A 23,620-nucleotide genomic window follows, 5' to 3' on the forward strand; every position below is an offset into this window, starting at 1 on the left:
TAATCGGAGTTGCGAACGGGTATAATAGAGTACTGACATTACAGTGAAACGGAACGTGAAGCGCGTTCCGTTTCGTTGCGAGTTTGGATGTAGGGAGTGGTGGAGTTGCCACGGATACCGGATGAAGTCATTGCGGAAGTGAAACAGGCAACAGATATCGTCGATTTGATAAGCGAACGGGTCGAATTGAAGAAACAAGGACATCGCCTCGTCGGGCTCTGTCCGTTTCATTCCGAGAATAGTCCCTCTTTTTCGGTGTCCCCGGAAAAAGGGATGTATCATTGTTTCGGTTGCGGTGCAGGCGGTAACGTCTTCACGTTCGTCATGGAGACGGAAGGTCTATCGTTCCCGGAAACGGTTGAACGGTTGGCCACACGGGCCAACATCACCGTCGAAGGTGGTGTTCCCGGAGACGAGGAACTATCGCACGACCAACAGATTCGTAAACAGATGCGTGACGCCCATCGTGTCGTCGCAGAACTGTATCATGAAGTGCTCATGAAGACAGAAGCAGGAGACGTCGGTTTGACTTATTTGACGAATCGCGGGCTCCATGAGGAGACCATCGCCGCATATAAGATTGGCTATGCGCCGGACCAGCGGCGATTTACTGTTGATTCACTTGAACGGCGAGGCTTCGACCTCGAAGTGATGGTCGAGGCCGGCTTGATTTCAAAGTCTAGAGCCGGTGAATATTTTGATCGGTTTGAAGGTCGGGTCGTCTTTCCGATTGCGGATCGAGACGGCACCATCGTCGGCTTCAGCGGCCGATCGATTGACGAACGAAATCCAAAGTACGTGAACACGTCCGACACCCCGTTGTTCAATAAGAGTGAACTGTTATTCGGCTTTCCCCAAGCGCGTGCGACGATGCGAAAACAGAAGCGTGTCTTCTTAGTCGAAGGCAACGTGGATGTGCTCCAAGTCGCCCAAGCGGGAACGAAAGAAGTGGTCGCGTCGCTCGGAACGGCGTTCTCGTCCGGACACGCCCGTGCGCTAGCACGGATGGTGGACGAGGTCATCGTCTGTTACGACGGTGACCATGCCGGGCAAGAGGCGACGCTCAAAGTCGTCCGCTTGCTCGAGACGTATCCGCTCGACGTCCAAGTGCTCCTCTTACCGGAAAAAACGGACCCGGACGACTACATTCGAACGAACGGGACCGAACAATGGCAACGGTTCGTCGACTCGGAACGTCTGTCTGTCCTCGATTTCATGAACCGCACACTCCGTCGCGGGAAAAACTTGAATCGAGAAGGAGAACGGATTCGGTTTATTGAATCTATGCTTGAGGAAATCAGTAAAAGTGACAACTCGATTCGGCGCGATTTATACGTGAAAAAATTGGCCGATGAGTTCGAGATTCCCGTTAACACGCTATTGTCACGGATGCCGGCGACGGGGAAAAAAGAGCAAGTGCCGGAGCGCGTGGCAGAACCTGAACCGGTGCGGCGACGTGCCTCGAAGGCGGCTGAGCCACGCTACTTGAAGGCGGAAAAGTTGCTGTTGCGTGCCTTGCTCAGCGGGCCGGATCGCGTGCGTTACGTACGAGACCGACTCGGGTTGGCGTATCAGGACGAGGTTCACCGGATGTTGGCGACAGCGCTTTATGAGGTCGTCTCGGAGGAGATGACGCTCGAGGAGTTCGAACAAGTCGTCCCAGCCTTCATGGAGCGACGATGCAACGAGCGTCCGGATTACGCGACACGATACGCGGAAGTTCGACTCATGGCTGCGCCTGATGAGCTTAGCGAAGAGGTTTTAGATGAATACATTAAGGTCATAAACAGTTATGAGGAACAGCGTCAAATCGAACGGGCGAAAAGGGATATCGCGCAAGATGCCGAAAGTATTGTAGACCAGGCATCGAAATTGCAAGAGCTCATTAACCGCAGTCGCCGTCTACGCGAACGATGAACGCGAAGGAAGTTTGGAAGGAGTTGAACTGCTAGATGGCAGAGAAGAAAAAAGAGGACTTATTTAACGCCATAGAGGAACTCGAGAAGTTAGGGAAGAAAAAAGGCGTCGTCTCGATGCAGGAGATTCAAGACCGTCTCAGCCACTTTGAGGTGGACTCGGACTTTATCGATAACTTCATCGAAGATTTAGAAGGCAAAGACATCCGCGTCACAGAAGATGCGGCCGATGCCGAAGAGACACCAGCGAAAAAAGAGGACGAAGAAGTCGATTTGAACGACTTGTCGGTCCCACCAGGCATAAAAATCAACGATCCGGTCCGGATGTATTTAAAAGAAATCGGACGCGTCGACCTTCTCAGCGCGAAAGATGAGACCGAGCTTGCGAAGCGGATTGAGCAAGGGGATGAAGAAGCGAAGAAACGGCTCGCCGAAGCCAACCTTCGTCTCGTCGTCTCGATCGCGAAACGTTACGTCGGTCGCGGGATGCTCTTCCTCGATTTGATTCAAGAAGGGAACATGGGTCTGATTAAAGCCGTCGAGAAATTCGACTACATGAAAGGGTTCAAGTTCTCGACGTACGCGACGTGGTGGATTCGTCAAGCGATTACACGCGCCATCGCCGACCAAGCCCGGACGATTCGGATTCCGGTCCATATGGTCGAGACAATCAACAAATTGATTCGCGTTCAACGTCAGTTGTTGCAAGACCTCGGCCGTGAGCCTTCTCCTGAGGAGATTGCCAAGGAGATGGAACTGACGCCGGAGAAAGTTCGTGAAATCTTGAAGATTGCCCAAGAGCCGGTATCGCTTGAGACGCCGATTGGGGAAGAAGACGATTCACATCTCGGCGACTTCATCGAAGACCAAGACGCGATGGCACCTCAAGACGCGGCGGCTTATGAGTTGCTTAAAGAACAGCTCGAAGACGTGCTCGATACGCTCACGGACCGGGAAGAGAACGTCCTTCGTCTTCGTTTCGGACTCGATGATGGTCGGACCCGTACGCTCGAAGAAGTCGGGAAAGTATTCGGCGTCACACGCGAGCGGATTCGTCAAATCGAGGCGAAAGCGTTACGTAAGCTGCGTCACCCGAGTCGTTCGAAACGTTTGAAAGATTTCCTTGATTGATTAGACATTTGAATAAAGTGTGAAGTTTTAGAAGAAAGGGAGGAAAATGAGTGATTTTCCTTCCTTCTTTATTGTTTTTTGAGTAAAATAGTGATGGGTAGAAATTTGGAATGAACATGAGGGGGAAATACAATGCGTAATCCATTGTTGCCATTTGCCGCGATCGCAATCGTTGCCATCATCGCCATGGTCTCATTATCTTATTTTGGCGTGAACCAAGCGCAACAAGCAGCGGAAGGTCCGGCTATGACTGAAATGAATCCGGAAGAGTTGTATGCTGCGAAAGGGTGTACCGGTTGCCACGGTGGTAACTTAGAAGGTGGCGTCGGCCCGGCCCTTACAGGTGTAGGGGAGCGCTTGTCGGCTGAAGAGATTGCCAACATTATCGTAAACGGTCAAGGTTCAATGCCAGGTGGCCTCGCGTCGGCAGAAGAGGCGGAAGTCCTCGCGACGTGGTTGCTCGAGCAATAAGACGGACGTACTCTCACGCATGAGGGTACGTTTTTTTATTGTCCGCATCACGAAATTTCGTTAACCTAAGATAGAAGTAGTCAAAAAGGAGTTGTCTTCATGCAAGAACAAGTAACGTTAGACCGTCGACTCAAACAAGTCGTCGATTTCATTCCGCACGGTAGCGTGCTCGCCGATATCGGTTCCGACCATGCCTATGTCCCGTGTTATCTCGTTCAAAATGGGATCGTCGACCGTGCGATCGCCGGTGAAGTGAATCGCGGACCGATGGAAGCGGCAGAGGCTCAAGTCGCTTTGATTGGGGCGACGGACAAAATCGACGTCCGACTCGGAGACGGGCTTGCCGTCCTAAATGAGGATGAGGCGACATGTATCTCGATTTGTGGGATGGGTGGCAGTTTGATTCGCTCGATTCTAGAAGCTGGGAAAAATAAGCTCGGAGCGGTCGAGCGACTCGTCTTGCAACCGAACGTTGACGGGGAGCATGTACGGGAATGGTTGCTTGCCTCAGGATATGTATTGATTGATGAGCAAATCGTTGAGGAGAACGATAAAGTGTATGAAATTCTTGTCGGCGAGCGTGGGAGCGAAACCCGGTACAGCCAAAACGAAGACGTACGAAAATGGCAACTGCTTTTCGGTCCTTATCTCTTAGAGCGTCGCCCCGACGCGTTTAAACTCAAATGGCGTCGTGAGGCCGACAAGTTGGACTACGTGCTCGGACAGATGCGTTCTGGCGAACAGACGGAGGCGCTCCTTGAAAAGCAACGGACGTTTACGCTACTACGTGACAAGATGAGAGAGGTGAGTGGATAATGGCAAACGGCAATCATATCATCCAACTGTTCGAATCGTTCGCCCCGAAGCACTTGGCCGTCGAAGGGGATAAGATTGGTCTTCAAATCGGTTCGCTTGATAAAGAAGTCCGAAAAGTGATGGTCACGCTCGATGTGCTCGAACCGGTCGTCGATGAGGCGATTGAGCACGAGATCGACTTGATTATCGCTCACCATCCGCCAATCTTTAGCCCGCTCGGCCAAGTGAATGACCGAAGCGCCGCCGGCCGGATCGTCATGAAATGTGTGAAGCATGACATCGCCGTGTATGTGGCCCATACGAACCTCGACGTGTGCGCCGGCGGGGTCAACGACTGGATGAGCGACGCGCTCGGCCTAATCGAGACGAGCGTCCTCATTCCAACATATGAAGAGCCCGTGTATAAGCTCGCCGTCTTCGTCCCGAAGACGCACGAAGCGGTCGTGTCTGAGGCGTTGGCAAGGGCAGGGGCCGGTCACATCGGTGACTATCGTGACTGTCAGTTCAAAGTGGACGGCATCGGCCAGTTCAAACCGCTCGACCACGCGGACCCGTATCTCGGTCAAGTCGGCAAGACGGAAACGGTCGAAGAAGTGAAGATTGAGACCATCATGACAGAAAGTCAAAAGAAACACGTCTTGCGTGCGATGAAACAAGCGCATCCGTACGAAGAAGTGGCCCACGATGTGATTCGTGACGAAATCGCTGGGCCGGTCCATGGCCTCGGCCGCATCGGACGCTTGGCGAGTCCGCTCACGCTCGAACAGTTCGCCCTCCACGTCAAATCGAGCTTCGGAGTTGAAGGTGTCCGAGTCGTCGGTGAGCCGGGCCGGATGATTGAAAAGGTCGCCGTCCTCGGCGGGGACGGAAACAAATACGTGTCGGCCGCGCACTTTAAAGGCGCGGACGCCTACGTGACCGGTGACCTTTATTTCCACGTGGCCCACGATGCGATGGCGCTCGGGCTCGCCGTCGTCGACCCAGGGCATCACGTCGAGAGCGTCATGAAACAAGGTGTCGTCGACGTGTTGCGTCAACGGTTCAATCAAGCGAAACTTGACGTTGAGTTGATCGTATCGACGACGAATACGAACCCGTTTCGTTTCCAATAATGAACAATCCCCGGCCTGTTCTAGGCCGGGGATTGTCGTCACTTGCGGAGCGCCTTCACTTTAGGAAGGATGCTTCGTAGTTCAAGGAATGGCGTTTTATCATGCGTGCTCAAGTCAGCAGGATCATATTGCGTCAAGAAGTCGATGACTTTTTTCGTGATCGGTGTCGGTGTCGAGGCACCGGAAGTGACAGCGACCGTCTCGACTCCTTCGAGCCAGGCGAGGTCGAGTTCGCTCAAGTCACCGATTCGATACGCGTTCGTCCCGGCAATCTCTTTTGAGACTTGGGCGAGCCGGTTCGAGTTGTTCGATTTCGGATCACCGACGACGATTAACAAATCGCAGTCCCCGGCCTGTTCGGCGACGGCTTCTTGACGAACTTGCGTCGCGTTGCAAATTTCGTTATGCACTTCGACGTGCGGGTAACGTTCTTGGATTTGTTCAATCAACGCCGAGACGTCCCATTGGCTCATCGTCGTCTGGTTCGTGACGAGAATGTTCGACTCGAACAAGCGGGCCGGCAACGCCTCGAGGTCATGCTCGTACTGGACGAGGTGGACTTTATCCGGGGCGACACCCATCGCGCCTTCCGGTTCCGGGTGACCGTGTTTCCCGATATAGATGACTTCATAGCCGACAGCCGTCTTCTCGCGAATCAAATCGTGTGTGACGAGCACGTCCGGACAAGAAGCGTCGACAATCGTCAACCCTTTTTCGATGGCCCGCTTGCGTACGAGCGGTGAGATTCCGTGGGCGGTGAAGACGACCGTTCCTTCATCAATCGTCTCGAGTGCTTGCATGCGGTCGTCACCATCGACTGTTTTGACGCCGAGGTCTTCGAACGCTTGTGTGACGTGGCGGTTGTGAACGATCATACCGAGTATATGGATTGGCCGTGGTAAATCTGGGTTGGCCACAGCCTCGTTGGCGAGTTTCATGGCGTCGACGACACCGTAACAGTATCCGCGCGGGCTGATCTTTTTAATTTTCATTATGCGATGAACGCTCCTTTCGCGATGCTTTCATACGTCTTAGTCTAACATTGTTTCGAAAATACGAAAAGAATTGCGTGTATTCATGCTATAATTTGAAGGTTAGAAAGGAGGGACACCGTGGAACGTTTGAAATCATTGTTAGAAGTACGTAAGTCATACTTCTTTCAAATCACGTTTATCATCTTCATTATCTTAGGGCTCGTCATCTCCTCTTTAGCGTTTTCGGCCGATCGCGTGACGGTGTCCCGTGCCGAAGAGCTGGCGAAAGATCAGTTCGATTATGCGATTGACGGCAGTATCGAAAATATGGAGACGCGGCTCGGGAAACTATACGAGGACCTCGTCTACCTTGGTGCGTATCTCGGCAACGAGCCGTGGATCGAGGAACGGATTCGCACCGGCTATTTGAATCAGCGAACGGGCTTCACCTCGATCTTCTATTATGACTTGCGAGAAGACGCGTTCACGTGGTACTCACAACGCCAAGTGCCGGCGATGACGCTGAAGTCAGACCCGAAATTCACGAACGTCATCACGTCAGGCGGTAACGAAATTTATATGAGTGACCCGATTTCCATCTCTGGAGATGTCGGGACGTATTTGTATGTCCCGGTTTTGGAAGACAATCGCCCGGTCGGTCTGTTCGGGGGCAGCATCAGCGTCCTCAACTCGGACTTGTATCGGCGTGTCTTGGAGTCGGCGAATGACAATATGATTTTGTATCTATTGAACGAGCGCGGGGAAGTCTTGTCGACGTCGTTCAACCTCGTCACCGATGCCGAGCGGCGCTTGTCGCGGTCGGTCATCGAATCGGCGAAAGACAAGGACGTACGCTCCATCATGAGCACGGACACGGACGTCTATATGTATGAACCGGACGCCCGGGTCAACGGTTGGAGCGTGCTCGCCAAACATAGCACCGATTCCGTCTATGAAGCGGTCTATGCGACGCGTTGGCAATATTTATTGATCACGCTCGTCACGTTCTTTTTAAGTATCCTCGTCGGATTGCTTCTATCTAAGACATTGACGAGCCCGCTCACAGAGCTCGTGCAGAACATTAAACGGCAACAGTCCCTCGAGCCGATTCAACTCGAACGGACCGGTTCCAAAGAAGTCCAGACGCTACTCGACACGTATAACGATTATTCGAGACGGATGGAAACGTCCCGGCGCGAGCAGTTGAGTCAGCAACAACTGTTGCTCCAACAAGAGAAGCTCGCCTCGCTCGGCCAGCTCGCCGCCGGGATTGCCCACGAGATTCGAAACCCGCTCACGCCTGTCCAAATCACGCTTCAAATGGTGAAAGAAGGGCACAGCAGTCAAGAGATGCTCGACTTGGCCTTATCGGAGCTCAACCGGGCCAATCACTTGATTACGACGATGCTCACGCTCGCGAAGCCGGAGCAGTCAAAACGAGATGAAGAGTGGATTGACATGGCTGAATTTGCAGCGCGACTCGAGTTTTTACTCGATGCCGAGTGTTATAAACGGGTGACGAAATGGGAACTGATCGTCCCGAACGAGATGCCACCGTTTTATTGCTCGAACGATATGCTCGTTCAAATCATCTACAACTTGTTCAAAAACGCGGTCGAGGCCGTCGATTCAAAAGGTGCGGACGGTAGCGTCACCGTGACGATTCTCTTCACGGAACGTGACTATCGCTTCTTGATTGAGGATAACGGCGTCGGTATGACGAAAGCACAAGTCCAGGCCGTCGGTTCGGCGTTTTATACGACGAAAGATAACGGGAACGGGCTCGGCTTGTATATGATTCGGGAATACTTGAAAGCCGTGAATGGACGAATGGAAATTGAAAGTGTCGAAGGAGAAGGTACGGCCATGATGATTAAAATCCCAAGGCGGTCCGACGTATGAAGGGATTCCGACACTATTGGCTATGGCTCCCGGTCGTATGGGCGATGACGATTTTACTCATCACATCGATTCAACTACCGGAACAAAAAACGAAAGATAATGAAGTCGGTTTCGTCTTTGTGAGCGACAAGCACGAACATGCGAACAAGTTGCTCGCCGCTTTCGTCAGGACGGCCAATCAAAAAGGGTTCATTCCCGTCCCGACGACGAGTGAAGATTCCCGTGTGCTAGAAAAAGAGAAACTCGATTCTTTGATTGATCGAGGCGTCGAGGCTATCTTTGTGACGACGCTCGATGAGACGTTCATCCGACCCTCTTTGGAGCGAGCGGAACGCGAAGGAATACCGATTATCGCCATCGACCGGATGATTGACCATGATAGCGTACTCACATCGGTCGTCTCGGACAACGTTGAAATCGGTCGGATGGCGGCGAATCATATCGTCGCGAAACATGCCGACCTGAATCGTCCGATTCGGGTCGTTGAGGTGAGGGGGACGGCCAAGGTGCGCTCGACGATTGACCGAAGCCTCGGTTTGACGGAGTACGACCGGGCTCATGACGAGCTCGAAGTCGTTGCCTCGCTCACGGGCAACTTCGACACGTTCCAAGCCGAGATTGAAATGTCACGCTGGTTAAAAGAAGACATCCCGTTCGATGCCGTCTTCTCGCACAATGATGACAATACGTTCGGCGTCGTCCGTGCCCTTGAGAGCAGAGGGTTGCTCGAGAAGACGATCGTCTCGGTCGACGGTGTGACAGAGATTTATCCGCTCATCCATAGCGGCAAGGTGGATGCGACCGTCGTCCAGTCCCCGAACGAGATGATTGAAGTCGGATTCAAAGCACTCGAACAGCATTTGAGCGGGAAAAAGATTTCCCGGCATTACTACTCATCGAGCTATTTATATGAAGGTCTCATAAAAGATTAATTGACAAATGATTAGATTCCGCTATGCTAGGAAAAGTGGAAAGAAACAGGAGGTGTATCGATTGAACAGCTTCCAACAGTTCAAATTGTTACCGTTTATCGTCGATGCCTTGACAGAAAAGCGCATCACCAAACCGACCGACATCCAAGCCCGGATCATTCCGGCTGCTATGAACGGTCGCGACATCATCGGAAAATCACAGACCGGTACAGGGAAGACGCTCGCGTTTCTCTTGCCGATTTTAGAAGCCATCAACCCGGAAGAGCAGTCGGTCCAAGCGATCGTCGTCGCGCCGACACGTGAACTTGCATGGCAAATTCATGAGGAGTTGAAATCGCTCCTCGTCAAACAACCGGAATTTATCAAAACAAGTTTGATTGTCGGTGGGACCGACCGTGAACGTCAAATCGATCGCATGAAAAACCCACCACAACTCATCATCGGGACACCAGGTCGTATCCTCGACTTGATGAAAGTCCAGGCGCTCTTCCCGCACAAAGTCACACACTTTGTCGTCGATGAGGCCGATCAAATGCTCGACATGGGCTTCTTGCCTGAGGTCGACCGCATCGCGCAGGCGTTGCCGGAAAAACTTCAGACGATGGTCTTCTCGGCCACGATTCCAGAGAAGCTCGAGCCGTTCTTGAAGAAATATTTGCATGACCCGCGTTACGCGGAAGCGAGTGCGGAGCACCGTGTCGTGCCGAAAATCAAGCACCACACGATTCCAGTGCGTCACCGTGACCGTAAAGAATTGACGGTCGAAGTCGCCAAAGCGATCAATCCGTTCGTCTGTCTCGTGTTCACGAACACGAAACAAGAAGCGGACGAGCTCGAGACGACGTTCCGCGAGGCGGGACTCAACGTCGGGACGCTCCACGGAGACATGCAAGCCCGTCGCCGGAAGCAAGCGATTAAAGATATTAACGACGCGAAGTATCAATACGTCATCGCGACCGACTTGGCTGCGCGTGGTATCGATATTAAAGGTGTGTCGCACGTCATCAACTTCGGGATCCCGAAAGATCTCGACTTCTACACGCACCGTGTCGGCCGGACGGGCCGTGCCGGGGCGACGGGTGAGGCGTACACGCTGTACGAAGACCACGAGAACGGTCCAATCAACCGTCTTGAAGAGCGTGGATTCACCTTCACGCACGTCGACGTGCGCAACGGGTCACTCCAACCGATCAAGACGCGCAAACGTCGTACGACCGACCGGAAGATGAAAGTTTCGCAGACGGCCCACAGCCGCATGGCCGGGGAAATTAAAAAGGCGAAGAAGAAAGTCAAACCGGGCTACAAGAAAAAGTTCAAGTACAAGTTGAAAGAGACGGCCTCACGCGAGCATATGCAGAGTCAACGCAAAGAGCGTCGTGAAATCCGTAAGAAAAACAAACGTTAACCCGTTAGCAGAATCGACTTCTTGGAGTCGGTTCTGCTTTTTGTGTACACTGAAGAGAGAAGATAGGAAGGGAAGATGATGACATTGAAAATTGGTTCACACGTTTCGGTTTCAGGAAAGAAGATGCTTCTTGCAGGGAGTGAGGAGGCGGTCTCTTACGGGGCGACGACGATGATGGTCTACACCGGCGCGCCTCAGAATACACGTCGGAAGCCGATTGAAGATTTGAATATTGAAGCGGCACTCGCCCACATGGCCGCGCATAACATCGAGGAGATTGTCGTCCATGCACCGTACATTATCAACTTGGGCAATACGACGAAACCGGAGACGTTCGAACTCGCCGTGTCGTTTCTTGCCGCCGAGATTAAGCGGGCGGAGGCGCTCCAAGTCGCACGCCACGTCGTCCTTCACCCGGGTGCTCACGTCGGGGCAGGGGAAGACATCGGGCTCGCTCGCATCATCGAAGGGTTAAACGAGGTGCTCACGGGTGATGAGACCGTCAAAATCGCGCTTGAGACGATGGCCGGAAAAGGGAGCGAACTCGGGAAAACGTTCGAAGAGCTCGCGACAATCATTGACGGCGTGACACATAACGACCGTCTCTCGGTCTGTCTCGATACGTGCCACGTCCATGATGCCGGATACGACTTAGTAAACGACCTCGATGGCGTCATCGATCAATTCGATCGGATTGTCGGTCTCGAGCGTCTCGGCGTCATTCATGTGAATGATTCGAAGAACGTGCGCGGGGCGAAGAAAGACCGACACGAAAACATCGGCTACGGGGAAATCGGCTTTGATACGTTGAACCGCATCATCCATCATGAAGCGTTCGCGCACCTTCCGAAAATTTTGGAGACGCCTTATATCCCGATTAATGACAAGACGAAAGTCGCACCATACAAGCAAGAGATTGCGATGTTCCGCGCATCTGAATTCGATGCGGAGTGGCGGGAGCGGTTCACGCTCGCGCATCAATAACCGATGAATCGGCTTCGAATCGACCCAGGCGCGTTTGACGCCTGGTCCGCGCTGCCGGTCTATTTTCAAGAGCAGAGTCCATTCTATGTCGAAGGCGATGTCGCGACCCCGACCGCGTTTATCGAACTCATCGGTCACGGCATCGTTGCCGAGGCGGAGGTGCTGCTCGTCGAGACGACGCAGCGGCCCGACGACCGCTATTGGCTTGAACCGTCCGTTGCGACTGGGGTGTACAGCCTTGTCGACTTGCTCGCCCTCGATTTTCATCATCCATTACTTCGGCTCGGCACGTATGACGAGGCGACGGATTATGACACGTTGAAGCGCCTTTGGGACGAGGGGTATCGTGTCCCGTCGAGACGGTGGAGCCGTTCTGCATATGAGGCACATCTCGCACGCGAACGACAATTTGAGCATCGGGTGTCACCGACGACCGTATGCGCCTATTGTGCCTTGGATTTATCAGACTTTTACGGGCCGCTCGCCAATCGATTGATGGAATACCACATCGATGCCGACGAGGAGATGTGGGTCTGCCCGACATGCCATAAAGCGTTACACTACAAATGAAAAGGAACGATGTCCACACGGACATCGTTCCTTTTTGTTAAAATGGCCAGTTGGCGACCGCGAACTGATACACTTTCATGCCGAGAAACACGCCGAAGATCCCGATGACCCCTGGGAGAACCGGTGGGGCTGGGAGCGGTAATTTCAAGGCCGTGAAAATCATGCCACAAATAAGGCCGGCGAGTAACGATAATAGGATTTCTTGCATCGTGATTCCTCCGTATAATGAAATGAAAACGTTTTATTGATATTAACCGAGTTCATTATACACCGTTCTTTTCGCTTTGAGAAGTCTAACATCAGTCATCTGTCATTTTTTCGTTCTCTGCTTTCAAACGAAGGACTTCACGTTCGGCCCAATTCGACGGCTCCCGTTCGAACACGCTCGGGATGTTGTTCCATCGCCCCCCCGTGTACTGGTGGATGATGATTTGGGACTGGATGCGTTCTTGACCTGGCTCCTGTTTGATATAGACATAACTGCCGTCGGCGCGTTGGCTCCGGGCTTTGACGTTATCGACGAGTTGGAGCGCCAGCATATCTTTGATGTACGATTTATGGCCTGAGTCAAGAATCGGGAATAAAATCTCGATGCGCTTCTTCATGTTGCGCGTCATCCAATCTGCCGATGAGCAGTAGAGATCTTCTTTCCCGTTCTGATAAAAATAGAAGATGCGAGAATGTTCAAGGTAGCGGTCGATGATGGAGATGACCCGGATGTTCTCGGAGATGCCTTTGATACCGGGACGAAGGCAGCAAATCCCGCGGATGATCAAGTCAATCTTCACACCGGCTTGCGAGGCATCATAAAGCTTCATGATGATCGCCTTGTCTGTGATTGAGTTCATCTTAGCGACGATACGTCCGTTCCCATACTTCTCATGTAGTTTGATCTCATCCTCGATTTTCTGTAAAAAGAAATCGAGCATATCATCTGGGGACGTCTCGAACTTGTGCCATGATGGGCGTTCTCCGTATCCAGATAGCCAGTTGAAGAAGTTCGTCGCGTCCTCGGCGAGCTCTTCGTTCGTCGTCAATAAGCCGATGTCGGTGTAGAGTTTCGCCGTCGAATCGTTATAGTTGCCGGTACCGAGGTGGACGAACCGTTGCAAGACCCCACCTTCAAGAATGCGGACGACGAGCGTGATCTTCGAGTGTGTCTTCAACTCTTTATAGCCATAGATGACGTGGGCCCCCGCTTTCTCGAGCTGTTTTGCCCATTGGATGTTCTTCTCCTCATCGAACCGGGCCTTGAGTTCGACGAGGACGGTCACCTGCTTCCCGCTCTCGGCCGCATCGGTCAACGCCTTGATGATGGGCGAGTCGCCGGAGACGCGATAGAGCGTCTGTTTGATGGCCAAGACGTTCGGGTCTTTCGCGGCCTGGGCGATGAAACGGACGACCGGGTCGAACGAATGATACGGATGATGCAGCAAATAGTCTTGTTTCAACAGGCTTTGGAACAAGTCTTTGCCGGACTCAAGCCCTTCTGGGATGAACGGAATCAACGTCTCGTTAATCATGTCGTCATATTCGGTCCCGATTTTATTGTAGACGCCGAACAAGAACGTCATATCGATTGGACCGTCTACGATGAAGATATCGCGGTCGTGTAAATCGAGCACATCCTGAAGCATGAACAACAGCTCTTTACTGAGCGAGCGCTGTTGCACTTCAAGTCGGATCGCGACCCCATACCGGCGCTTCTTTAGCTCTTTCTCGATTTGTTTAAGTACGTCACGACTGCCTTCTTCGTGGAACGGCATATCGGCGTTCCGCGTGATTCGAAACGGCATCGTCGATTCGACCTCATAGCCTTTAAACAGCGAATCGACAAATTGGATGATGATATCCTCGAGCAAGATGAGGTCGGCATGGTCTTCGTCTTCGGTCGGTAGTTCGAGATAGCGTGGCAAGACGGCCGGCACTTGGACGAGGGCGAGCCGTTTCTTGCCCTCCTCTTTAGACGCGATCTCGACGGCGATGTTGAGTGATTTCGACAACAGCATCGGGAACGGACGATACGCATCGACGGCAATCGGGGTGAGGACCGGGAAGACGTGGGTCCGGAAATATTGCTTGATGAAATCGAGTTGTGTCTTATTCAAATGTTTTGGACGCAAGAAACGGACGTCCTCGCTCGCGAGTTGTTTCGTCACTTTCTTGTACGTCGCATATTGTAGTTCGACGAGTTCCTGCGCTTTAATCGAAATCGCCTTAATCTGTTGCTTCGGTGTCAGTCCAGCCTTGTCTTCCGGTCGGTTGAAACCGGCGAGCACTTCGTCCTTCAAACCGCCGAATCGCACCATATAAAACTCATCGAGGTTCGACGAGAAGATGCCGAGAAACTTGAGCCGCTCCATGAGCGGGTTGCGGTCATCAATCGCTTCTTGGAGCACGCGTTCGTTAAAACTGAGCCAACTTAGCTCACGGTTGTTGAAATGTTCAGTTGTATAGATGGTCATGATGTCCCTCTCTCTTCTACACGTAGTTCGATGGCCTGGTCGATGGCGCGTTCGAGGTGTTTCTTATGTCGAACCCCGCGTTGCAGTTCAAAGCGGGCGGTGTCAGTCGTTTGTAAGTGGAAGACGAGCCCGTCCTCATTTGTCGCGACATCGAGATGATCGATGATTTGCCGCTCCGTCAAGTCGAGGGCGTCGACAAGTTTGACGATTGAGCCGAGCAGTTCAAGGCTTTTCAACATCTTCGAATCAAACCATTCGGGAAAGCCTTCGATATGTTGGTCGAGCAGTCGTCGCGATTTGTACGACGAGACGAGGGCGAGGGCGAGACGGTCCTCGTTATTGAGCCCTTTGAAGTCGTTCGTTGTAATCAAATGGAACGTATGGTCGCTCTTGTTGTTGTGGTCGATGTATTCACCGACGTAGGCAAGGCGGCAAGCGCCTTCTAACAGTCCAGGCTCATACGGTTTCGGTTTGATCACTTTCGTCTCAATCAATCCGGTATAGATTTGGCGGGCCAGATGGATGAGGTGGCGGTGACGCTCCGGATTGACGTCATACTGTTGCTCGAAATGCCGGAAGCTTTCCTCTTTCACATCGGCAAACCGGACCTCATCGTTCGCCTTCAAATAATATTCGTAGAACAGGCCTTCGCGGAGACCGTTATTGCTCATCGTGAACTCGGGTACTTTCAAATAGCGGGCGAGTTCGCCGATCGCCGTCACGGCAGGGGCGATGATATCGACCCGGTCTTTCGATAGGCCATCGAGCCGCCCGAGTTGCTTACTCGATTGGCCGACGAGTTCATCGACGACTTCCTCGAGCCGATCGGCATCGATCGTGTACTGATGAATCCCTTCAAGCGGAAAGTGAGACAGCGATTGTTCGACCCGGACCAAGTTTCGCGCCGTCCCGCCGACACCGACGAGCGGGACGCCGTGCGGTTCGAGCCAGTCGAGGTCTTTGAATGATTTTTTCAAGAAAGAGATGAGTTGCTTCCGCTCCTCTTTCGTCATCACTTCACCTTTCATGAAGTCGTTCGTGAGCGTAACGGCACCGAACGGGAAACTGTGATAGAAGACGAGCTCCCGGTCTTTGAAGTATGTCACTTCCATCGAACCGCCCCCGATGTCGACCGAGTACCCGTCCTCGATATACGTCGAGTTGACGATGGCCGAATAGCCGTAGAACGCCTCCTCATAATCGCTCAACAACCGAATCTCCATTCCGGTCGCTTGACGGACTTCGGCTAAAATCGCATCGGAGTTACTTGCGTTTCGAATCGCGGCAGTTGCCACAGGTAGCGTCTCCAAAACATCGTGGTGGTCATTCAAGCTGATAAAATGTTGTAACGTCTCAATCAACGAGCTAATTCCTTCAGCGGAAAGTTCATTGTCTTCGGTGATGTGGCTCGAGAGGCGAGCGACTTCCTTCACGTTCAGACGTTCAAAATACTGACCGTGACCGTTCACCTCAAAGATGACGTTTCGAATCGAGTTCGACCCGATGTCAATGACTGCTAATTTTTTTTCCACGGTGCATCCCCCTCTTTGCGTTACTTTCAGTTTACACCGAATTGATTGTAAACTCATCTTGATTTCAATAGGACGGACCCGTATCGTTCTACGTTATTTTTCTCAAACTTGAAGCAATCCGAAATGTTCTGTATAATACAGACGCCAAGAAGTAGAAATGATTACGATTTAATTAATGAGAGAAGGTTAACGATTATGACGACATCTGTCGTGAAACTAAATCACGTGTCCTATTACTATGATGGCACGGCCGCGCTCCGAGACGTTTCCATCGAGATTGAGCAAGGGGACTTCGTTGCCATCGTCGGCGAGAATGGGTCGGGTAAATCGACGCTCATCCGGTCGATTTTAGGATTGTTGACGCCCCAAAGCGGTTCGGTCGAACTGTTCGGCCGGCCCCAATCCCAGTTTAAAGATAAGTCCCGTATCAGTTACGTTTCCCAAAAAGCAGCCTCGTTTAACTCGGGCTTTCCGGTGACGGTCGAAGAAGTTGTCGCCATGGGGCGGTATGGGAGAATCGGCCTGTTTAAACGATTGAATATGGAAGATCAGGCCGCGATTCAAAACGCTCTCGAGACCGTCAATATGTGGCAATATCGAGACCGTAAAATCGGGAGTCTGTCGGGTGGTCAACAACAGCGTGTGTTCATCGCCCGTGCCATTGTCAATCAACCGGATTTGTTGATTCTCGATGAGCCGACGGTCGGTGTCGACCAAAAACATTTGCGCGATTTTTACGAGGTGCTTCACTTGTTGCGTGAGCATACGTCGTGCACGTTCATCCTCGTCACCCATGATTTGAACGTCGTGACCGATCTCGTCACGAAAGTCGTCCATCTCGATCGGGGCCGGCTGGCGTGTAACTGCGGTTTGAAAGAATATAGCGAACTGAGTGAGTTGACGGCCATCAAGCCGTATCCCGTCAAATTGCTCGTTCATGAAGGTTCCTCATGATCTCGGATTTACTCACGTATGGGTTTTTACGTTATGCGTTCATCGCGGCAGTCGTCATCGGGTTTACGGCCCCGCTCATCGGCTCGTTTGTCGTCGTTCGGCGGATGAGCTTGATTGCTGATGCTTTGTCGCACGTGACGCTCGCTGGGATTTCCTTCAGTCTGTTCCTCGGGCAATACGTGTTATTGTTCTCGGACTTGAATCCGCTCTATCTTGGGACGCTCGTCTCGGTGCTGGCGGCACTCGGGCTCGATTGGCTCCGTAACAAATACGTCCACTTCCAGGAGCTGTCCATCCCGATCATGATGTCGGCTGGGATGGGGTTGAGCGCGATTTTCATCTCGCTCTCTCGCGGCTTTTCGGTCGATTTGTCGACGCTGTTGTTCGGCTCGATTTCGGCGGTCAGTCCGTCTGACATCGTCTTGATTGTCGGTGTGGCGGTCATCACGGTCGTCGTCATCACCGTGTTTTATAAACAACTGTTGTTCTTATCGTTCGATGAGGAGCAGGCGAAAGTGTCGGGATTGCCGAGCACGCTGTTGCATCTCGTGTTCATGTTCGTCGTCGCCCTCGTCATCGCGGTCAGTATGCGAATCGTCGGGACGTTGCTCGTCTCGAGCTTGATCACGCTTCCGGTTGCGGCTGCGCTCCGGTTCACGAAGAGTTTCAAACAGACGATTGTATGGGCCATCATCTTCGGTGAAGTGGCCACAATCGGAGGGCTCGTCCTCGCCTATGAACTTGATGTGGCACCCGGTGGCGTGATTGTCCTTTTGGCCGTGGGTATTTTAGCTGTCGTCATGGGACTTGAAAAGATTGGGTCGTTGCGGAAGAAGGAGGCTACGTATGAATGAGACAGAACAACTGAATCGATTGCAATCCTCATCGTTGAAAGTGACGCCGAAGCGGGTTGAGATGTATGCGTACTTGGCTCAGGAGGAACGTTACGTCAGCGCCAAAGACGTGTTGGACTATATGCGCGCGAAGCACCCGACGATGAGTTTTGACACGGTATATCGCAACTTGAAGTCGTTCGCCGAAGAAGGGCTTCTTGAGGCGACTGAATTAAGCGGAGAGAAGGCGTTTCGAGTCACATGTAGCGCCGGGCATCACCATCACCATTTGATTTGCCGTGGGTGCGGCAAGACGAAACTGCTCGACCTCTGTCCGATGCGTTACGTCGAGGCGCTCGACCCGGACTTCGAAGTGATTGATCATAAGTTCGAGATTTATGGGTATTGTAAACAGTGTAAGGCCTTAAGGGATTGACGACGTCAATCCTTTTTTTGCTACATCGTGAAGGGGGAGCGAGAGATGATTTATACGGCAAACGAGATTAAACGAGCGGATGCGACCGCCAAGCAGCAAGGTATGCCTGAGACCGTGTTGATGGAGCGCGCGGCTTCAGCCGTGGCGCATCGACTTCAGCTTCCGGATGAGGCGTCTGTGCTCGTCGTATGCGGGACTGGAAACAACGGCGGTGACGGTTGGGTGGTGGCGCGTGAACTGGCACAGCGCGGACATGACGTCTTCGTCTGGTCGCCTCTTGGTGCGCCGAAAACAGACGCTACCTCGATGCATGCGGCATACGTCGAGCAGTACGTCACAATCGTTGACACGCCGCCATCGACCGACTGGATTGTGGACGCTTTATATGGGATTGGGTTGAGCGGCGCTGTTACTGGAAAGGGTCGCGACGTCATTTCGTGGCTGATGAGCCAACCTGCAAACATCGTCTCGATCGATGTGCCGTCCGGCGTCCCAAGTGACACCGCAGACGATTTCGATGGCCACGCCGTAACCGCGATGATGACGTACACGTTGCATGGGTTCAAGCGTTCGGCTTTCTTGCCGAAGACGGCACCGTATTACGGGGAAGTGGAGCGGGTCGATATCGGTTTGCCGCATACGTCAAGTTGGCGCGTCTTGACCGAAGCCGACTTTGATGACAGTCTGTTGACGCGGGAACGGTTCAGCCATAAGACGACGTATGGGCGCGGACTATTGATTGGCGGAAGCGAGCATTTGATTGGCGCGCCGTTTTTAGCGGGAAGGGCGGCACTGCGAACCGGAATCGGTTTGCTCGAGATGATTGTGCCAGAGCAGGCATCACCGCTTAAGGCCGGTCTTCCGGAAGCGATGTATACGAGCGCAGACACCATCGCAAATAAAGACGTGGACGCGATTGCGATTGGTCCTGGCATGGTCGAGGGCGAAACGCTCGTTCGTATATGGGAATCCGTTCGTAAAAAAACGATGCCTTTAGTCGTGGACGCCGGCGCGCTATCACACGCACATCTCGACGCAGCCGGAACTTTGATTCTGACCCCGCACCCTGGAGAGCTCGCGCGGATGACGGGGCAGACGGTCGAGGAGATTGAGGCGGACCGTTTCGGAGTGGCACGTGCGTTCGCGATGCGACACGGTGTCCACTTGATTTTAAAAGGGACGCACACCCTCATCGTCACACCTGAAGGGACGGGCGCCGTCAATACGGTCGAAGCGTCGGCCCTCGCCAAAGGTGGGAGCGGGGACGTCCTGACAGGGATGCTCCTTGCCATGTGGGCCAGGTGCCGACGCATCGAGACTCCACACAATCCGAATGAGCAAGCGGTGCTCTGGCATGCCCTCGCAGCGAAAAAAATGAGTGAATCGATGCATCCGGCGAGCGTGCTCGCGAGCGATGTCGTCGAGGCGATTGGGCGCATACAAAAAGAGGAATCCTGAGATTCCTCTTTTTTAGCGGGTGGAGATGGAACGGTTCGCCTCGAAACGGTTCACATAGTGGAGCGCTTCTTTCCAAGAGGCAATCCGTTTCACGCCATGCGGCAACGGTTTTCGATTATACGGCGCATCGAACAACAGCACCGGAATCTCGGTCTGCTCATGAATCGAGATGGCGTTCTCGTACCGGTCTTCCATGAAGAGGTCGAGCGACAGATCTTGGACGACCCCGACCTTGTCGTGACTTCCTGTCATGATCAGTGAATCGAGCGGCAGCGCCTGCTGTTTAATCCAGTCCTCGGTCACAGAGCGGACGGCCTCGCTTCGCGCCGTCACGTAGTGGAGGCGATGCGTCTTTCGCATATGCCATAAAACGTCACTCACTTCCGTATGCGGCAGCGAGCGGCGATAAATTTCTTCTTCGTGCCCGTGTTCAATCATGAACTTCCAAAAATCATGTTGCGTCATCGTCGTATACGTGTGCAACTCATATTCGGTCGCGCGTTGATAATCAATCGTGTAACCGAGCGCGTCGTTCATGTAGTGAAAACAACTTTGCGGGTCCGTGACGGTCCCGTCGAGGTCGATTCCGATATGCATGTTGATCCCTCCTTGTTCACAGAGTCTATTTTAACAAAAACCCGCTCGGTTGCAACCGAGCGGGAGACAGGTTATTTCGATTGATTGGCGAGTTCTTGTTCTTCGAGTTCACGTGCGGCGAGTTTTTCGGCGACGATGGCATCGATTTCTTTTTTCAACTCTTCGACCATGGTCGCTTCCGGCACTTTCCGGATGATCTTCCCGTGACGGAAGAGGAGTCCTTCGTTGCGGGCGCCGGCGATACCGATATCGGCTTCACGAGCTTCCCCTGGGCCGTTGACCGCGCAACCGAGTACGGCGACTTTGATGTTGACGTTAATATTTTGAATGTATTCTTCGACCTCTTTGGCGATTGAAATCAAGTCGATCTCAATCCGGCCGCACGTCGGGCACGAGATGAGTGTCGCGGCGTTCGCAGCGAGTCCGAACGACTTGAGTACTTCTTTCGCGACTTTCACTTCTTCGACCGGGTCGTCTGAAAGTGAGACGCGCACCGTCGAACCGATTCCGAGTGAGAGAATCGCACCTAAACCGGCGGCTGACTTGAGTGAGCCGGAGAAGAGCGGGCCCGACTCGGTAATCCCGACGTGGAGCGGATAGTCAAACGTCTTCGCCGCGAGCGTGTACGCCTCGAGCGCGAGGTTCACGTCTGACGCTTTGAGCGAGATAATCGTGTTATAGAAACCGAGGTCTTCGAGGATCTTCACGTGGTGCATCGCACTCTCGACCATCCCTTGGGCCGTCGGATAACCATATTTCTCCAGGAACTGCTTCTCGAGCGAGCCGGCGTTGACACCGATTCGAATCGGGATGCCTTTCGCTTTCGCCGCGTTGACGACGGCCTCGACTTTTTCACGGCGCCCGATGTTACCCGGGTTGATGCGGATCTTGTCGACACCACTTTCAATCGCTTTCAGTGCCAACTTGTAGTCGAAGTGGATATCGACGACGAGCGGGATGTTGATGCGGCTCTTGATTTCGGCCAACGCATCTGCGGCCCGTTCATCCGGACATGCGACGCGGACGACTTGGCATCCGGCCTCTTCGAGACGTAAAATCTCGGCTACGGTCGCCTCGACGTCATGTGTTTTCGTCGTCGTCATCGATTGAATGATGACTTCATCTGATCCCCCGATGATGAGGTTGCCGACACGAATCGGACGAGTTAGTGAACGGTGTAGTATTTCTGACATATACATGATCTCCTTCTTTTGGAAAGGTTCCAATCGATATAAGATGATAGGTTTCCTATTTATCATAACGAAATGTTTATGAAAAAGCACCCAGCAAGCGTTCATGAGATGTGCTCTTTACAAAAGCTAACGTTATCTTAACAGATGCTTCATAATTTTCCACCGTCTTAAGACCGATATAGTAACCGAACCAGCAAGATGGAAAGGTGTGAATCGGATTGCAGTGGATAAGAAGTTGGAGAAAGCCGATATGGAAAATCGAGCGCAAGTTGCAGTGGATGCTCATGCCGAGCGTCATCCTATTATTTCTTATAACGTTCGCATGGTTTGCGTTCGAGGCAGAGAAACAGCTCTCGCTAGAGATCGAGAAACGGTTGAACCGAGAGGCGACGGTCGTCCGGGAATCCGTGAAAGTGACGTATGGAGCCTATGTGGCGAATAAGCAAGCGCTTGAGCGTTCGCTAAAATCGACCTATATGCAACAAGCCTCTCTCTTATCCGCGGACGGACTCGAGGCGAGTCAATATCTCGTTCGGGAAGGAGACCTGGCTCTATTGACAGGAAAGCCACTTCGAACGCTTGACACTGAAACGGTGCCAGACGGTGACACGAACCCTCGCTTCATCGAGAGCGCGGACACATTTATTTCGGTCATTGCCATCCCAGAACTACGAGCGGATTATCTCCTCGTTGTTTCGAAAGAATCCGTGCTCGGTGCGATGTGGGCGCTCCGAAAACAGATCATCGTAATGATTGGTGGATCTGTCATCGTCATCATGTTGTTGTTCAGCCACCTGATTCGTCGCGAATTACGGCCGGTCACCCTTTTTTCTGAACGACTACGCGATGCGGTGAATACGAGAACGTTCGACCCTGTAAACTTGTATGCTAAGTCATCTGAAATGTTGCACCTCGAGCGAGAATACAATACGTTGATTGAGTTATGGAACACTTCGATTCACATTTTGACGAAGACATCGATGGCACTTGAGTCGAGTTTACCTACGTTCACGAAACAGCTTGAACGAAACGCCGAACAGTTAATCGGGTTTCGAGAAGTGGCCACTTCATTAGAAGAGACGAGTGCGTCCTATCAGTTTTACACGAACGAGACGACGCGTCGTTTTACCGACGTCACACGTCAGATTGACGAGTTAAATCAAGACATTCAACACGTTGACGAACAAGCGGAGGTACTGGTGAAGTTGTTGATGAACGAACGTTCGTCCTTCCATTCCTTGCACGGTGAGAGTCAGCAGTTCAAACAGAAGGCGGATGCAATTCAAAAGCGGTTGCTCGAAAGCGAAATCGTGTCAAAACAGGCCGAACACGCGTTGCGAACGATTGTATCGATGGCGGCGGCGACGAAAATGTTGGCGCTCAATGCATCGATTGAAGCGGCTCGCGCGGGCGAGCACGGGAAAGGGTTCGCTGTCGTCGCGAGCGAAGTGGGGCAACTGGCGAAAGTGACGAACGATGCCTCGATTTCAGCGGTTTCGGCAATCGAAGCAATGCGGTTCGAGCGAGATGAGACACTAGGGGACTTAGAGCGATTCAATGCAGACATCGGGGATTTAGGGGATCAATTGACACGACTGGAGTCAGGGATTGAGATGATTGACGCTAGTGTCCGGCGTCAGGTCGAATCGTATCAAGCGATTGGAGAGATGACGAGAGCGACGGGAGAAGAGCTGTCACAGATGGCGCGGGCGGTTGAGCCGCTCGAAGAAGTCGGGCAGGCACTTGAAGAGAAATTACAAAGTTTTTATAACGGAGTCGACGTGTTTTCCGACGCACAGACGACGTTACACGTCGCAGGTGTAGAACTTCGTGCGCAGAGTCAACACGTCCATGACGTCCTCCATACGCTGCAACCGATACAAAAAGACAACCGAGACCGTTAACGGGATTGGGCTAACCTAAATTTTTGAGACAATAT

At 52.6% G+C, this 23,620-nt stretch carries 21 protein-coding genes; 15 read left to right on the plus strand and 6 right to left on the minus strand.

Features of this window, described 5'->3' with window-relative positions; genetic code table 11:
* The first annotated feature begins 99 nt into the window (after window positions 1-99).
* The 5 genes from dnaG to RT52_RS02395 all read left to right on the plus strand — a co-directional run bounded on the left by dnaG (window position 100) and on the right by RT52_RS02395 (window position 5,446).
* The gene (gene dnaG, locus RT52_RS02375; protein ID WP_245175449.1) at window positions 100-1,917 is read left to right on the plus strand and encodes a DNA primase; all 1,818 of its coding nucleotides are present in this window, start codon (window positions 100-102) and stop codon (window positions 1,915-1,917) included.
* A 35-nt stretch (window positions 1,918-1,952) separates the two neighbouring features.
* A complete protein-coding gene (gene rpoD / locus RT52_RS02380; protein ID WP_034814854.1) occupies window positions 1,953-3,047 on the plus strand; it encodes an RNA polymerase sigma factor RpoD in 1,095 nt (364 codons plus the stop codon).
* 132 nt (window positions 3,048-3,179) lie between these two features.
* Window positions 3,180-3,518: a cytochrome c550 gene (gene cccA, locus RT52_RS02385; RefSeq protein ID WP_034809449.1), complete on the plus strand. Its 339-nt coding sequence runs from the start codon at window positions 3,180-3,182 to the stop codon at window positions 3,516-3,518.
* A gap of 99 nt (window positions 3,519-3,617) precedes the next feature.
* On the plus strand, window positions 3,618-4,334 hold the full coding sequence (locus RT52_RS02390) for a tRNA (adenine(22)-N(1))-methyltransferase (protein WP_034814856.1): 717 nt from the start codon (window positions 3,618-3,620) through the stop codon (window positions 4,332-4,334).
* Window positions 4,334-5,446 (plus strand): Nif3-like dinuclear metal center hexameric protein, encoded by a 1,113-nt coding sequence (locus tag RT52_RS02395; protein WP_034814858.1) that lies wholly within the window; start codon window positions 4,334-4,336, stop codon window positions 5,444-5,446. Before RT52_RS02390 ends, RT52_RS02395 begins: the two co-directional genes overlap by 1 nt.
* Window positions 5,447-5,484: 38 nt before the next feature.
* Here the strand turns inward: RT52_RS02395 and RT52_RS02400 are convergent, their stop codons facing one another.
* Window positions 5,485-6,438 (minus strand): 4-hydroxy-3-methylbut-2-enyl diphosphate reductase, encoded by a 954-nt coding sequence (locus RT52_RS02400; RefSeq protein WP_034809456.1) that lies wholly within the window; start codon window positions 6,436-6,438, stop codon window positions 5,485-5,487.
* 120 nt (window positions 6,439-6,558) lie between these two features.
* Between RT52_RS02400 and RT52_RS02405 the strand changes: the two genes are divergently transcribed.
* From RT52_RS02405 to RT52_RS02425, 5 genes are all read left to right on the plus strand, one after another.
* Window positions 6,559-8,322 (plus strand): sensor histidine kinase, encoded by a 1,764-nt coding sequence (locus RT52_RS02405; protein ID WP_034814860.1) that lies wholly within the window; start codon window positions 6,559-6,561, stop codon window positions 8,320-8,322.
* Window positions 8,319-9,254 carry a sugar ABC transporter substrate-binding protein gene (locus RT52_RS02410; RefSeq protein WP_034809462.1) on the plus strand — a complete coding sequence of 312 codons (936 nt, stop codon included), beginning with the start codon at window positions 8,319-8,321 and terminating at the stop codon, window positions 9,252-9,254. Before RT52_RS02405 ends, RT52_RS02410 begins: the two co-directional genes overlap by 4 nt.
* Before the next feature lie 61 nt (window positions 9,255-9,315).
* Window positions 9,316-10,659: a DEAD/DEAH box helicase gene (locus RT52_RS02415; RefSeq protein WP_034809465.1), complete on the plus strand. Its 1,344-nt coding sequence runs from the start codon at window positions 9,316-9,318 to the stop codon at window positions 10,657-10,659.
* A 75-nt stretch (window positions 10,660-10,734) separates the two neighbouring features.
* Window positions 10,735-11,643, plus strand: a complete 909-nt coding sequence (locus tag RT52_RS02420; protein WP_235193476.1) for a deoxyribonuclease IV — start codon at window positions 10,735-10,737, stop codon at window positions 11,641-11,643.
* A gap of 3 nt (window positions 11,644-11,646) precedes the next feature.
* Window positions 11,647-12,213: a hypothetical protein gene (locus tag RT52_RS02425; protein WP_034809470.1), complete on the plus strand. Its 567-nt coding sequence runs from the start codon at window positions 11,647-11,649 to the stop codon at window positions 12,211-12,213.
* A 37-nt stretch (window positions 12,214-12,250) separates the two neighbouring features.
* On the opposite strand, the gene RT52_RS02430 is transcribed toward RT52_RS02425, so the two are convergent.
* From RT52_RS02430 to RT52_RS02440, 3 genes are all read right to left on the minus strand, one after another.
* A complete protein-coding gene (locus RT52_RS02430) occupies window positions 12,251-12,421 on the minus strand; it encodes a DUF1427 family protein (protein ID WP_034809473.1) in 171 nt (56 codons plus the stop codon).
* 91 nt (window positions 12,422-12,512) lie between these two features.
* Entirely contained in the window at window positions 12,513-14,678 is a 2,166-nt protein-coding gene (locus RT52_RS02435) for an RNA degradosome polyphosphate kinase (RefSeq protein WP_034814862.1), read from the minus strand.
* The gene (locus RT52_RS02440) at window positions 14,675-16,210 is read right to left on the minus strand and encodes a Ppx/GppA family phosphatase (protein ID WP_034814863.1); all 1,536 of its coding nucleotides are present in this window, start codon (window positions 16,208-16,210) and stop codon (window positions 14,675-14,677) included. The genes RT52_RS02435 and RT52_RS02440 overlap by 4 nt, the downstream gene beginning before the upstream one ends.
* A 195-nt stretch (window positions 16,211-16,405) precedes the next feature.
* Here RT52_RS02440 and RT52_RS02445 point away from each other — a divergent pair, with 195 nt between their 5' ends.
* Genes RT52_RS02445 through RT52_RS02460 form a run of 4 tightly spaced genes read left to right on the plus strand, consistent with a single transcriptional unit; the run spans window position 16,406 to window position 19,891 of the window.
* Window positions 16,406-17,164: a metal ABC transporter ATP-binding protein gene (locus tag RT52_RS02445; RefSeq protein ID WP_051622732.1), complete on the plus strand. Its 759-nt coding sequence runs from the start codon at window positions 16,406-16,408 to the stop codon at window positions 17,162-17,164.
* Window positions 17,161-18,018 (plus strand): metal ABC transporter permease, encoded by an 858-nt coding sequence (locus RT52_RS02450; RefSeq protein ID WP_034809480.1) that lies wholly within the window; start codon window positions 17,161-17,163, stop codon window positions 18,016-18,018. The genes RT52_RS02445 and RT52_RS02450 overlap by 4 nt, the downstream gene beginning before the upstream one ends.
* Window positions 18,011-18,433 (plus strand): Fur family transcriptional regulator, encoded by a 423-nt coding sequence (locus tag RT52_RS02455; protein ID WP_034809482.1) that lies wholly within the window; start codon window positions 18,011-18,013, stop codon window positions 18,431-18,433. Before RT52_RS02450 ends, RT52_RS02455 begins: the two co-directional genes overlap by 8 nt.
* Window positions 18,434-18,478: 45 nt before the next feature.
* Window positions 18,479-19,891: a bifunctional ADP-dependent NAD(P)H-hydrate dehydratase/NAD(P)H-hydrate epimerase gene (locus RT52_RS02460; RefSeq protein WP_034814865.1), complete on the plus strand. Its 1,413-nt coding sequence runs from the start codon at window positions 18,479-18,481 to the stop codon at window positions 19,889-19,891.
* A gap of 12 nt (window positions 19,892-19,903) precedes the next feature.
* Here the strand turns inward: RT52_RS02460 and RT52_RS02465 are convergent, their stop codons facing one another.
* Both RT52_RS02465 and ispG read right to left on the minus strand, forming a co-directional pair.
* Window positions 19,904-20,488: a hypothetical protein gene (locus RT52_RS02465; protein WP_235193393.1), complete on the minus strand. Its 585-nt coding sequence runs from the start codon at window positions 20,486-20,488 to the stop codon at window positions 19,904-19,906.
* Between the two features lie 71 nt (window positions 20,489-20,559).
* On the minus strand, window positions 20,560-21,681 hold the full coding sequence (gene ispG, locus RT52_RS02470; protein ID WP_034805838.1) for a flavodoxin-dependent (E)-4-hydroxy-3-methylbut-2-enyl-diphosphate synthase: 1,122 nt from the start codon (window positions 21,679-21,681) through the stop codon (window positions 20,560-20,562).
* A 218-nt stretch (window positions 21,682-21,899) separates the two neighbouring features.
* On the opposite strand from ispG, the gene RT52_RS02475 reads away from it, so the two are divergent.
* Window positions 21,900-23,585 carry a methyl-accepting chemotaxis protein gene (locus RT52_RS02475; protein WP_245175448.1) on the plus strand — a complete coding sequence of 562 codons (1,686 nt, stop codon included), beginning with the start codon at window positions 21,900-21,902 and terminating at the stop codon, window positions 23,583-23,585.
* The last annotated feature ends 35 nt before the right edge of the window (window positions 23,586-23,620 follow it).

It is taken from the genome of Exiguobacterium alkaliphilum 12/1, from assembly GCF_000714435.1.
Taxonomy (GTDB): Bacteria; Bacillota; Bacilli; order Exiguobacteriales; family Exiguobacteriaceae; genus Exiguobacterium; species Exiguobacterium alkaliphilum.

What these genes read in the sequence shown, in the direction of transcription:
- RT52_RS02465 (WP_235193393.1), bottom strand. Translation starts at nt 20,488, where the DNA reads ATGCATATCGGAATCGACCTCGACGGGACCGTCACGGACCCGCAAAGT.
- RT52_RS02410 (WP_034809462.1), top strand. Translation starts at nt 8,319, where the DNA reads ATGAAGGGATTCCGACACTATTGGCTATGGCTCCCGGTCGTATGGGCG.
- ispG (WP_034805838.1), bottom strand. Translation starts at nt 21,681, where the DNA reads ATGTCAGAAATACTACACCGTTCACTAACTCGTCCGATTCGTGTCGGC.
- RT52_RS02390 (WP_034814856.1), top strand. Translation starts at nt 3,618, where the DNA reads ATGCAAGAACAAGTAACGTTAGACCGTCGACTCAAACAAGTCGTCGAT.
- RT52_RS02430 (WP_034809473.1), bottom strand. Translation starts at nt 12,421, where the DNA reads ATGCAAGAAATCCTATTATCGTTACTCGCCGGCCTTATTTGTGGCATG.
- RT52_RS02455 (WP_034809482.1), top strand. Translation starts at nt 18,011, where the DNA reads ATGAATGAGACAGAACAACTGAATCGATTGCAATCCTCATCGTTGAAA.
- RT52_RS02400 (WP_034809456.1), bottom strand. Translation starts at nt 6,438, where the DNA reads ATGAAAATTAAAAAGATCAGCCCGCGCGGATACTGTTACGGTGTCGTC.
- RT52_RS02425 (WP_034809470.1), top strand. Translation starts at nt 11,647, where the DNA reads ATGAATCGGCTTCGAATCGACCCAGGCGCGTTTGACGCCTGGTCCGCG.
- RT52_RS02395 (WP_034814858.1), top strand. Translation starts at nt 4,334, where the DNA reads ATGGCAAACGGCAATCATATCATCCAACTGTTCGAATCGTTCGCCCCG.
- RT52_RS02435 (WP_034814862.1), bottom strand. Translation starts at nt 14,678, where the DNA reads ATGACCATCTATACAACTGAACATTTCAACAACCGTGAGCTAAGTTGG.
- rpoD (WP_034814854.1), top strand. Translation starts at nt 1,953, where the DNA reads ATGGCAGAGAAGAAAAAAGAGGACTTATTTAACGCCATAGAGGAACTC.
- RT52_RS02460 (WP_034814865.1), top strand. Translation starts at nt 18,479, where the DNA reads ATGATTTATACGGCAAACGAGATTAAACGAGCGGATGCGACCGCCAAG.
- RT52_RS02420 (WP_235193476.1), top strand. Translation starts at nt 10,735, where the DNA reads ATGATGACATTGAAAATTGGTTCACACGTTTCGGTTTCAGGAAAGAAG.
- RT52_RS02450 (WP_034809480.1), top strand. Translation starts at nt 17,161, where the DNA reads ATGATCTCGGATTTACTCACGTATGGGTTTTTACGTTATGCGTTCATC.
- cccA (WP_034809449.1), top strand. Translation starts at nt 3,180, where the DNA reads ATGCGTAATCCATTGTTGCCATTTGCCGCGATCGCAATCGTTGCCATC.
- RT52_RS02445 (WP_051622732.1), top strand. Translation starts at nt 16,406, where the DNA reads ATGACGACATCTGTCGTGAAACTAAATCACGTGTCCTATTACTATGAT.